At 58.0% G+C, this 11,350-nt stretch carries 11 protein-coding genes; 7 read left to right on the plus strand and 4 right to left on the minus strand.

Annotated elements, in window-relative coordinates; all coding sequences use genetic code 11:
- The 6 genes from ABX749_RS08120 to ABX749_RS08145 form a co-directional block, all read left to right on the plus strand.
- On the plus strand, positions 1-677 hold a 677-nt coding region (locus tag ABX749_RS08120; RefSeq protein ID WP_372895535.1), incomplete at its 5' end, for a flagellar basal body L-ring protein FlgH.
- Positions 678-700: 23 nt separating this feature from the next.
- Positions 701-1,903 (plus strand): flagellar basal body P-ring protein FlgI, encoded by a 1,203-nt coding sequence (gene flgI, locus ABX749_RS08125; RefSeq protein WP_372895536.1) that lies wholly within the window; start codon positions 701-703, stop codon positions 1,901-1,903.
- A 19-nt stretch (positions 1,904-1,922) separates the two neighbouring features.
- A complete protein-coding gene (locus ABX749_RS08130; protein WP_372895537.1) occupies positions 1,923-2,264 on the plus strand; it encodes a rod-binding protein in 342 nt (113 codons plus the stop codon).
- 91 nt (positions 2,265-2,355) lie between these two features.
- A complete protein-coding gene (locus ABX749_RS08135) occupies positions 2,356-2,913 on the plus strand; it encodes a hypothetical protein (RefSeq protein ID WP_372895538.1) in 558 nt (185 codons plus the stop codon).
- A 2-nt stretch (positions 2,914-2,915) separates the two neighbouring features.
- Entirely contained in the window at positions 2,916-4,880 is a 1,965-nt protein-coding gene (gene flgK / locus ABX749_RS08140; protein ID WP_372895539.1) for a flagellar hook-associated protein FlgK, read from the plus strand.
- Between the two features lie 4 nt (positions 4,881-4,884).
- A complete protein-coding gene (locus ABX749_RS08145) occupies positions 4,885-6,342 on the plus strand; it encodes a hypothetical protein (protein ID WP_372895540.1) in 1,458 nt (485 codons plus the stop codon).
- Between the two features lie 10 nt (positions 6,343-6,352).
- Here ABX749_RS08145 and ABX749_RS08150 read toward each other — a convergent pair whose 3' ends face one another.
- Entirely contained in the window at positions 6,353-7,153 is an 801-nt protein-coding gene (locus tag ABX749_RS08150) for a class I SAM-dependent methyltransferase (protein ID WP_372895541.1), read from the minus strand.
- A gap of 364 nt (positions 7,154-7,517) precedes the next feature.
- On the opposite strand from ABX749_RS08150, the gene ABX749_RS08155 reads away from it, so the two are divergent.
- Positions 7,518-9,131: an ATP-binding protein gene (locus ABX749_RS08155; RefSeq protein ID WP_372895542.1), complete on the plus strand. Its 1,614-nt coding sequence runs from the start codon at positions 7,518-7,520 to the stop codon at positions 9,129-9,131.
- Positions 9,132-9,327: 196 nt separating this feature from the next.
- On the opposite strand, the gene ABX749_RS08160 is transcribed toward ABX749_RS08155, so the two are convergent.
- The 3 genes from ABX749_RS08160 to ABX749_RS08170 all read right to left on the minus strand — a co-directional run.
- Positions 9,328-10,272: a response regulator gene (locus ABX749_RS08160; RefSeq protein ID WP_372895543.1), complete on the minus strand. Its 945-nt coding sequence runs from the start codon at positions 10,270-10,272 to the stop codon at positions 9,328-9,330.
- A gap of 78 nt (positions 10,273-10,350) precedes the next feature.
- Positions 10,351-10,710: a response regulator transcription factor gene (locus ABX749_RS08165; RefSeq protein WP_372895544.1), complete on the minus strand. Its 360-nt coding sequence runs from the start codon at positions 10,708-10,710 to the stop codon at positions 10,351-10,353.
- A gap of 13 nt (positions 10,711-10,723) precedes the next feature.
- Positions 10,724-11,350, minus strand: a 627-nt coding sequence (locus tag ABX749_RS08170) for an ATP-binding protein (protein ID WP_372895545.1), incomplete at its 5' end; no start/stop codon positions are given.

Consider the following 11,350-nt stretch of genomic DNA (forward strand, 5'->3'; position numbering starts at 1 on the left):
ACCCGCTACGCCATGCCCATCACCCGCTACGCCAAGTGATCCCGTCGTCGGTCATTGTCGCGTTCATCAAACCGGCGCTCGTCCTGCTGGCGATCGCTGTGACCACACAACCGTCGCTGGGGCAGAGTCTGTTCGAGCGACGCAGCAATAATCAGATCGACCAGTACCGTGACTACGCCGCCCGCAACCGCGGCGACACGTTGTCAATTCTGATCGCCGAAAGCACGGACGTCGAAAACCGCGACGAACGATCGATGGACAAGACGGGCAACTCGTCGTCCACGCAAGGATTTGACTACGGTCTCGGCGGTACGATCGGCACCGGCAGCGGCAGCGCAGAATTGGGCACCAACACGGCCAATCAGCGCGCGTTCACCGGCGATGCCGAATTCCGCAGCGAACGACAGATTACCGACCGATTCAGTGTCATGGTGGTCGATGTCTTACCCAATGGGAATCTGGTCGTCGAGGGAACGCGGAAGATCTCGGTCCAGGGCGACGCTCGGGATCTGAAGCTGACCGGAATCGTGCGACAGTACGACATTTTGCCCGGCAACACCGTTCCGTCCTACTTGGTGGCCGACCTGCGTTTGACGCTCGATGCTGAGGGCGCCGAACAGGCCTACACCAGCCAGGGCTGGCTCAGTCGCCGATTCAATCGTATTTGGCCTTTTTAATTCTCGCGGTCGCAACCCGATTCATGCAGACTCTTTCAAAGCATTCACGACTCGCGTTTTCCACGCTCTGTCTGGCCGCGCTGTTGATCAGCAACGGCGGTGTGGTGGCGCGTGCCCAGGTCCTACAGGAACCGTTGCCGCCACCGCCCGCGACGACGCCCGGACCGGGTTCGACGCTGACACCGCTGGCCCCGTTGCGGCAAGACCCCAGTGTTCGGATCAAGGACATTGCGTTCGTCGAAGGCGACCGCGTCAACCATGTTTCCGGTGAAGGCTTGGTGTTCGGGTTGAGCGGAACGGGGGGCAAGTCGCAACAGACGCGACAGATGCTGGCCAACTATTACCTGCGTCGCGGGGTACGTGTCGGGCAAGTCGATACAAAGAACATTTCGGCGGTGATGGTGTCGGGAAAAATCCCCGCCTACGCACGGCCCGGCGAGACGATTCTGGTGACGGTTTCGGTTGCTGATGACGCATCGAGTCTGCGAGGGGGCACACTCAATCAAACGGCGCTGCGTGGGATCGATGACGAGATTTACGCGATCGCCCAGGGCGCGATCATCGGCGGCGGCATCTCGGCCGAAGGTGCGGGAGCCAACGTGCAGAAGAATCATCCGACGGTCGGGGTTTGTGAAGCCATCGTCGAACGCGCGGTCCCCTGCGGAACGATCATCGACAACGGAAGCCTGCGTCTGGTGTTGCGGAACAAGTCCTATTCGACGGCAACCGCGATCGGCAATGCGCTCAATCGGATTTTTCCCGGCCGCGCCCGCGCGCTTGATTCGGGAACCGTTCAAGTCTTTATTCCATCAACGTTTGCCAACAGCGTCACCGAGTTTATCTCGACGATCGGCAACTTGCGTGTCGAACCGGACACGCCGGCCCGCGTGGTGATCAACCAAAAAACCGGGTCGATCGTGCTGGGCCACAATGTCAAGATCGCGCCGGTCCTGTTCGCCAGCGAAAACATCGTCATCGCCACCACCGAAACGCCGATCGCATCTCAGCCCAACCCGCTGGCCGGAGGCGACACCGTCGTCCTGCCGCGAACCGGAATCGATTTGTTTGAATCCGGCGGACGCTACAACGTCTTGCCCGGGGGCATGACGGTCGGCGACTTGGCGACGGCATTGAATTCATTGGCCGTTTCACCCACCACCCTGATCAGCATCATGACAACGTTACGCAATCAAGGCGCCTTGAAGGCCGAGTTGGTCATCGAATAAATCGCAGGAGAGAGATGCTATGGAATCCATCGGAAACAACATCAGCGTGGGATTGCCGGGTCAGATCGCGGCGGCGGCCAAGGGCGGCGATCCGTCCCTGGAGCAGATCAAGGAATTGGGCACCGAGTTTGAAAGTGTCTTTCTGTCGATGCTGATGAAAGAGATGCGAAACTCACTCGAAGACGGCCTCTTCGGCGGCGACGGAAGCGACTCCTTCGGCGGCATGTTTGACCTGTTTATCGGCCAGCACCTCGCCCAGTCCAACGCGATCGGCGTCAGCGATCTGTTAGTCGAGCAGTACTCCAAAACACAAGCCGACGGCGGGCAAGAGCAATCATCCGGCGTCTCGTTCTCCGCCTAACACCACCTTTCGCACCACCCTGCGTCGCCATGGTCCATTGACCTTGGCTCGAACTCCCTTCTGGACATCCTTTACATTCGGTGACTCAACGATGAATCAACAAACGGAACGACTGGGCGTCCTCGTCGAGCGGCAGTTGCAATTGGAATCGGGCGTTGCCGACGCGCTCGACGCACTCAACGACGAAATGGCCGCTCTGCTGGACAACTCGGGGATCTACGGTCCCAAACAATCGGATCTGCAACAGCTCTCCCCGCTGCTCGAGAGGCTGCAACACTGTCAAGCCGACAGCCGCAAATCACGCCAGATCCTCAGCCGCTACGTCGGTGCAAAAGCGACCGAGCAGCTTGAGGCGTCTGAGGCGTCGAGCGAAACCGACGATAGCCTGACGTCGATCAAGACAATTCTGGCCGAACTGCCGGTCGCGGAATCCGAGCGGCTCGATGCCAACCGTCGCCGCCTTCACGATCGGCTCGTTGCCGCCCAGCAACGGCTGACGGCCAATCAGGTGGTCATCTTTTATTCCACCGAGTTTCATCGTCGTTATCTGCTCGGTGTGTTGCAGTGCGACGTCGATGAAGCCAGCTACCAAGCCGATGGCCTGGCGTTCAAGCTCCCCACAGAAAAAATCATCGGAAGGAATTGCTAACGATGCCCAATTTTTCAATCGGCCTGTCCGCCCTGCGAACCAGCCAATTCGCTCTGGAGGTGGTCTCCAACAATATTTCCAACGCCAACACCGATGGATACCACCGGCGACGGCTTTCGATGGAATCGACACCGCCCAATTACACCGGCGGCTTTCGTGTCGGCAACGGCGTCACGATCTCAGGGATCACTCGCATCCGCGACCAGGTCACCGAATCGTCCTTGACCAGCGTCATTTCTGATTCCAACGACGTCGAACAGCTGTTGACCATCGAGCGAAAGATCGAGTCGGCACTGTTGACCGGCGACAATTCGGTCGGACGACAACTCGATCAGTTCTTCGCCGAGTTCACGAATTTGTCGGCGTCCCCGAACGAGCCCGCTCAACGATCGGCCTTGCTGGAAACCGGCAAACAGTTGTCCGGGGGTCTGCGCGATGCGGCGCAACAGTTGACCGAACTGAAGAACAATGTTCGGCTGCAAATCGAAAACGAAATCGAATTGCTCAACGGTGACCTGCAAGAATTGAGAGACGTCAGCTTCGAGATTTTTAAGTTCTCCGCACAGGATATCGAGCGGAACAATGAATTAGACCAGCGCGACGCCGTGCTGAACCGGATTGCGGAAGTCGTCGGCATTTCTCGCAACGAACAACCCGGCGGACAGTTGCATCTGACCATCGGACACCACAGCATCGAACAGGGCAGCCACCCGAGTTCATTGTCTGTCGTCGAAGCGGGCGAACAGTTGGAAGTCTACTTGGACGATTCCGATCGGCCCTTGTCGATTGAAACCGGTCGACTCTCGGCGCTGGTGGAAGCCTACAACGAGATCATCCCGGCCTTCGAGGAAAAGCTGGACCAAATCGCGGGTCAATTGATCCAGAGCGTCAACACCGTTCATTCGACGGGGATCGGCAGTGCGGGATCATTCACCAACCTGGTCGGCAATGTCAACGTCTCGGACACCGATGTGCCCTTGTCCGAAGTGTTCCCTGAGGGGGACTTGACCGCCGGCGAACTCACCCTGTCCGTGATCGACGCCAACGGCGATCGACAAACTCACGTCATTTCCATCGATCCCGACGTGGACACACTCGAGGACGTGGCGTCGCAATTGACCGGAATCTTGGGCATCACCGCATCGATCCGGGCGGTCAGCAACCAGTTTCAAATCACGACGGGTGCGGACCTGGAATTCAATTTCGCCGGCGGCGTGGAAACCAATCCCGACCTGTCGCTGTTTACCGGCACCAGCGTCGCGACCGTCTCGGGCACCTACACCGCCGACACCAACGAAACGTTGACGGTCCAGATCGAGGGCACCGGACAAGTGGGTAGCGCCGCATCGCTGTTCGCCAACATCTATTCGTCCAGCGGTGCGTTGCTGACTCGCGTGAACGTCGGCGACGGATACGAGGCGGGTTCGGCGATCGAACTCGACGACGGTGTCGAAATCGCCTTCAGCGCCGGCACGATGAACGATGGCGATGAATTCTCGACGCGTTTGACGGGTGAACCGGATCAGACGGGAATCCTGGCCGCGCTGGGCATCAACGCCTTCTTCAGCGGAACCGATGCCCACTCGATCCGAGTCGACGCGTCCGTCGCCACCAATCCCGACCGAATCGCGACGGGCCGATCCGGCGAAGCCGCCGACACCAGCAATCTCGCTCACTTCATCGCCATTGATGACACCGCGTTGATGCCCGGTGGTCGCACGATCGGACAGTTCGCCAGTGAAATGGGGACCGAGATCGGTTTCGAGATCAATTCCAACACCGCGTTGAGCACCAGTTTGACCACGTTTCAATTGCGGCTGGAAACCGAGAGAGACGCGAAATCAGGCGTCGATCTGAACGAAGAATTGGTCTATTTGCAGGAATATCAAAAGTCGTATGAGGCGGCCGTCCGAATCATTCAGGCGACCGACGAAATGCTCACCGAACTGTTTAGAATCATAGGCTAATCCGATGGATGCTCGAGTCACCTCGCAAACGTTTACGCGCAATGCGATCCATTTCACCTCGTTGCACAGCTCGCGATTGCTGACCGCCCAGCGGCAGATCACATCGGGGTTGCAGTTCGAACTGCCGTCGGAAGAACCGGTCGCCTATCGACAAGTTCGATCGCTGGAAACCCGCTATGTCGAATTGCAAGCCGACAAGACCGTCATCGGCCGGGCAACCTCGACGCTCAACGCCAGTGTCTCCCAATTTCAAGACGTCAGCGAATTGATCACGCTGTCCAAGAACCTGGTGCAACAAGGGATTCAAGCACTCGATTCCGACGAGCGCAACGCGCTGGCCACCGAAATCGACGCGCTGCTGGCCCAAGCAAAACAAATCGGCATCGCAAAGTTCAACGAGAACTACCTGTACGGGGGCACGCGATCCAATCAGCCTCCGTTCTCGTTCGGCGAACCGCTGCGCGAAAATGGGATCTTGGAAGTCAGCTACCAAGGCTCCCGGCAACGCAGCCAAACCCACATCGGTGACTCGATCTCGATCGACACCTACTATGACGGGTCCAAGATCTTCGGAGGCGCCGGGCGCGAATCGACCGTGCTGGTTGGAACCACCGGAGCGAAACATGGTGGCGGGACCGACACGCTGATCGGCCGAGCGACGTTGCGAGTCCAACACGATAGCACCAGCTATGCGGGCGGCTCCGGCGTGCTCGCCGGAACCAACTCCGCGGCAGGCGATACCATCCTCGGCCCGGCCGGCGCGCATCAACTGACGATCGTCGATACATCCGGCGACGGTTCGGCCGGAACCATCTCCCTCAATGGAGCCGAACCGGTTCCGTTTTCCAATACGGACACGAACTTGCGCGTACCGGGCTTTTACGGCCAAGAGGTCTATTTGGACACCACCAGCATCGCGTCCGGTTTCAACGGGACCGTCGATATCACATCGACGGGAACCTTGAGTGTCGACGACGGTGCATCGACCATTCCCATCGACTTCAGTTCCAGCCAACTCGTTTCCGACGTCGATAGCGGGCGATTCGTCACCATCGACTCGAGCAACATCCGGTCGACCGGCGACGATTCACTGGAATTCCCCGGAACGTCCAATCTGTTCCAAATCCTTCACGCCACCGCCGCGGACCTTCGCAACAGCAGGGAGCTGAGTTCGGCCGAGTACGGCAAAGCACTCAACCGGCGTCTGACGGAACTGGACCAAGCGGCCAGTAAAGTGTTCAGCGTGATGGGCGAGCAGTCGACTTCGTTGCAAACGATGCAGACGATGGAGTTCCGCGTCGATGATTTGATGCTTTCGGTCGAATCGAATATCGGCGAAATTCAAGCCACCGACTTTCCCGATGCGGTGCTGCGTCTGGAGAACTCACAGACGCTGTTGCAATACACCTATGCCGTCACCGCAAATCTGAATTCGCTGGGGCTGTTGGAATTCTTGCGATAACGATCTCGGTTCAGGATGCCGCCGGCTTGCGAAAACGCAACAGATAGTTTTCCTCGAATGCCGGCACCTGGACTTCATCGACAAATTCGAATCCGCCCTTTTCGATCTCGCTGCGAAACACGTCCTTGCCGGCGCGGACATGACCGAGGATGAATTCTCGCGACTTTCCGGGAATCCGATCAAAGTCGATGACGATCAAGGATCCGCCCGGCTTGATCGCTTTGTAAATCGACTCGACCGTCAGATGCGGATACTCAAAGTGATGGTAGGTGTCACAGATGAACGCGACATCAATCGAGTTCGGTGGCAGATTGACCGAACGGTCCGAGCAGAGCACACCGGTCAGATTGTGCACGTTGTCTTCGCGCGCCTTCGTGTTGATGTGTTCCAGAAAACGAGGTGAGATGTCGACGGAAAAGACCCAGCCATTTTTCCCCACGGCGTCGGCGAACAGACGGCTGTAGAAACCGGTACCGGCACCAATGTCGGCGACGCTTTGCCCCGGTTTGATGTCGCACGCCTCCAACACATCCTGACGCCCCGCATAGACTTCGCGGCTTTCGACTTCGAATCGCCCCATCCATTTACTGACATCTAACTCGGGGTCGACAAACTCATCGTTGATCCCGGGTTTGACACTCTGCTCGGCCACCACGGTCGCGTCTTGGGCAAACGCCGATGTGAGTCCGACCAAGGTAACCGACACAAACGCGACCACCAGCCTGAGCGAAACTGCCGCCCGGGCGAACCGAGACGACGTTTCAACCGGGATCTTTTCGGCCGCACATTTCGATCGTTTACAAACACTCATCTCAGGGGAGCCTTGGTAGGAAAGGGGGCGAGACTGAATGAACCCCAGAGCGACGAGGACAAACCCGCAGCTGAGGGGAAACAGCCATCTGTAAAAGTCTAATATTACGAGAAGCTAAAATAGCATCCGCGGTTTCGTTTTGCACCCTGTTGTTTGAGGCTTACAGTTTTGAGATGGACAGACTCCTCCATGAGCAGCGTTCATCGCCTTGATGCACGGCGGCAATCGAACACGCGGCCAGCTGATCCTCCCCCGTCTTTGGCCCATCCATTCATTCGACCAAGACCGCTGCATGATCAATTCGCATTCCCCTCAGCTGCCCGACCGTCCCCCCTTTGACAGGCCCGTCGTGTCCCTGGGAAAGATGTCAAATTCACCGCACCCCTCCGCGGCGGATTCAGACTCGGTGCTCAGCGTGCTTGTCGTCGAGGACAATGATCTCGATTTCTTGCAAGTCTCGAAAAACTTGCATCACGGACGGAAGCGAATCTCGCTCTCACATGCGACATCGCTGGGCGCAGCCCTTCAAGAACTGGACCTCCGCTACTTTGACGTCATTCTGACCGACCTGAGCCTGCCCGACTCAAGTGGCCTGGAAACCGTCACGCGATTGAAAGCGAAGTGTGATGATGTCCCGATTCTGGTCCTGACCGGGCTGGACGATGAAGCGGTCGAGCGGGAAATCCTTCATGCCGGTGCACAAGACTTTCTGCCCAAAGGCCTCGCCAACAGCAGCTGGACACGTAAAGCGATCGAACATGCCGTCCAGCGGCAACAGTCTATCAATGAAATGAGCCGGGTCACCGAGGAACTGCAAGCGAGCCATCGGCTGCTGCGCGAACAAGCCGAATTGAGGGAGCAGGACAACCGGAAATTGGAACGAATGCACCAAACGGCGCACGAATTCTTGGCCAAAGCCTCGCACGACATCCGCAATCCATTGACCGTCATCAAAGAACACGTCTCGATCGTCCGCGAGGGATTGGCCGGCCGGATCAATTTGGAACAGGCCGCAATGTTGGAAAAAGCATTGATTCGAGCCGACGACGTGAACAACAAATTGGATGACTTGCTCGATTCGAGCAAACTCGATTCGGGATTGCTCGACATCTGTCGCCGGCCCTGTGACGTCCGAGAGATCATTGACTCGGTTCGTGAAACGATCGAGCAACGAGCCGCGATGCGGAACGTGAATTTGGAAATTCAATCGCAAATCGAAACCCCGATCGCGTACTGCGACGGCCAAAAGGTCTCTCGTGTCCTGGTCTGCCTGGCCGTCAACGCCATCAATGCCTGCAGCGATTCGGGGAACGTACGGATTTGGGTTCGTTACGATGAACCCGATCAACACATTCGAATCGGGGTCAACGACGATGGGATCGGCATCCAACCCCGCCAGCGTGATCAACTCGCCGCCCGCTTCGCCAGACCGGGGCTGACGACTGATCCCGATGACAAACTGTTGGGACTGGGCTTGTCCATCGCCGCCCGTTTTTGCCGACTCAATCTCGGCGAACTGCACGTCGAATCCGAACCCGGCATGGGATCGATTTTCTGGTTCAGCCTTCCGGTCGTGGGCAGCGGTCAGATCTTTCCGCGTTGGCTGGAACTGCAATCCGCACCGATGCAGTACGTCCAACTTCTCTCGTTCCACCTGAACGATCAATGCACGCCGGCGGAAAAACGCGACAGCGAACTGTTGTTGACCTTCCTGACCGAAAACCACGAACTGCTCATCCAAGCCTCCGATGCACAGTGGTGGCTGGCGACCAGTTCAATTTTCCCCAATGTCGACGCACGCTTGAAGAAGGCAACCGATGACATCGCACGATTGACCGAAGTGCGTGCTGCCAATCCGGCCTTTGACATCGGCATCCAAACCCGCGGCATCTGGAGCTTGCAAAGTCCCATCAAGGAAATCGATGCGGCGTATCAACAGATCGTGCAAGACGATCGATCAACGGCAACAATCGATTGATCGACGACCACGGGGCGTGAATCCCAACTACGAGGCCAGCGCGTCGCCGGCAGAGCGATCGCATAGAATCCGGCGGGCATACACATCAAGTTAAGAAGGAACCCTCCCGCGTGCGGGAGGGTCGAGCGCAGCGAGGGGAGGGTTTCCGCGGCTCCGCACCCACTGATGCGAACTCTGCGGGGCGATGGATCGCACGCTACTCGGCGGAGCAGGCCATTGCCTCGGGGACGATGCGTGTGCGAAGGTCGAGGTCGGTGTATTGAACCAGTGACCGCTTCAATTGGTCCCAGGAAACCGGTTTGGTCAGAAAGTCGCTTGCCCCGCCGGCGAGCATTCGACGCTTCAGCGACGCGTCACGCATACCGGTCACCACGATGACGGGTACCGAGTCGGTGGCCGAAGATTCCTTCAAACGACGCAGGATGTACTCGCCATTTCCGTCCGGCATTTGATAGTCCAGCAAGATCGCTTCGGGGCGGCTTTGAAAGGCGCTGCGATAGCCGTCCATGCCCCGATAGGCCCGCACCAATTGCACGCCGACGCTGAGCAATCGCTTTTGCAGCCCGATCGAAAAATCGGGGTCATCGTCGATCGCCAACACCCAGGGCGTGCCACCGGCGACCGCTTCTTCGTCGCTAGCAGTCGGCTGTGAATCGTCATCCAGCCATCCCCAATCCTCCAGCATCGACAACAGCGATTGATTGTCCTCGGCCTCGGGTGTCTGTTGGGCGTCGGAAAACGCAACCAATGGTGTCGCGTGGTGCTCGGTCTCTTCTTCCAGCAACGATTTCAAGAGGGGTTCCAGCCGAGTCCAGATCTGTTGGTCCTTCTTGACCAGTTGTGCCCCCATTTCGTGACAACGCTGCTGAATCTTTTCGTTCGGATCACCGGTCATCACGATCACCGACGTTTGGCTCAAGCGTTCGTCTGTGGCCATCATCTCCGAAACGCTGACGCCGTTTCCTCCCGGCATGCGAACATCCAACAGCGCGATATGCGGCGCGTAGTAGTCGGCGTTGGCCAGTGCATCCATGGCGTCGCCGGACGTGATCACATCCAAGCCCAATTGTTTGCAACGGACGCTGAGTAGTTCCAGCAGGTCTTGATCGTCATCGGCGATTAGGATTTGTTTCTGACTCATTTGATTCTCCATCGGTCGGCTGGTGTGTCGAAAGCCCGAGGACCTTGGACAGATAAAAAGGGGCGGTTGCTCATGGTCTCAGCCCGTTCCGGCCGGCACGCTGAACACGGACGTCACGGCGTCCAACAGATCGCTGCTGCGATAGGGTTTGGTCAAGAAGTAGTGGGCACCGGCATCGAGGGCTGTCTGCCGATCCTGCAGGCTGGCCGACAGCATGATCACCGGCGGCGTGACGGTGTCGGGGTCATCCTGAAGCGTCTTCAACACCGCCAACCCGTCCAGGTTTGGCATCTGCACATCGAGCAACACCAGATCGGGGTTCTCCGACCGGATCAGTTCCAGCCCTTCGGCACCGTCGTAGGCGACGTGCACCTCGTATCCCGCGTGCGCCAAACGCATCTGCACACCGAGAACGATTCCCCGATCATCATCAATCACTACAATCTTGGAGTCATGCGACACAGTAATTCTCTTCACCGAGTTGTTGATCGACCATCTGAACGATGTCCTCTGCCCGCTCTGCGACGTTCCATGTCCCTTCGACTCGGACTTGAAATTCGGGCAGCGGGCCACGCGGACGATTGCGGTTGATCTGCACACGTTCCTTGTTCAATCGCGTCAGAAAATCGTCCATCGCGATGGAGGGCACGGACACCAACAGCAACCATTGCCGATTGGGCAGTGCGAAGATCAAATCGTTTTGTCGCAGCAGGTGAACCAGGAAGCGTTCGACGTCCCGCATCACCGATTCGTTGGTGTCGTCTTCGATCGCGATCGCGATCGCGGAAACCTCGCCGGTCCCTTCTTGTCCCGCCGCCAGACGGCTGGTGAAGCGCCGCGTGACTTCAACGGGGCAATTGATCGGCAGCGTAAAACTGAAGGAACTGCCCTCGCCTTCGGTGCTTTCGACATCCATCTTGCCGAAATTCAGATCCACCAACTCCTGAGCGATGTTCAACCCCAATCCGAAGCCCTTGGTGCTGTCGCGGATCTCCGTCTTGACCTGTGCAAACCGCTGAAAGATTTCGCGTTGACGGTCCGCGGGAATGCCGACGCCGTTGTCCGAGACGGCGATGGA

Source organism: Stieleria sp., from assembly GCF_041595215.1.
Lineage (GTDB): Bacteria > Planctomycetota > Planctomycetia > Pirellulales > Pirellulaceae > Stieleria > Stieleria magnilauensis.

Bases quoted from the DNA above. Each gene is read 5' to 3' on its own strand.
- flgI (WP_372895536.1), top strand. From the start codon at position 701: ATGCAGACTCTTTCAAAGCATTCACGACTCGCGTTTTCCACGCTCTGT.
- ABX749_RS08130 (WP_372895537.1), top strand. From the start codon at position 1,923: ATGGAATCCATCGGAAACAACATCAGCGTGGGATTGCCGGGTCAGATC.
- ABX749_RS08135 (WP_372895538.1), top strand. From the start codon at position 2,356: ATGAATCAACAAACGGAACGACTGGGCGTCCTCGTCGAGCGGCAGTTG.
- flgK (WP_372895539.1), top strand. From the start codon at position 2,916: ATGCCCAATTTTTCAATCGGCCTGTCCGCCCTGCGAACCAGCCAATTC.
- ABX749_RS08145 (WP_372895540.1), top strand. From the start codon at position 4,885: ATGGATGCTCGAGTCACCTCGCAAACGTTTACGCGCAATGCGATCCAT.
- ABX749_RS08150 (WP_372895541.1), bottom strand. From the start codon at position 7,153: ATGAGTGTTTGTAAACGATCGAAATGTGCGGCCGAAAAGATCCCGGTT.
- ABX749_RS08155 (WP_372895542.1), top strand. From the start codon at position 7,518: ATGTCAAATTCACCGCACCCCTCCGCGGCGGATTCAGACTCGGTGCTC.
- ABX749_RS08160 (WP_372895543.1), bottom strand. From the start codon at position 10,272: ATGAGTCAGAAACAAATCCTAATCGCCGATGACGATCAAGACCTGCTG.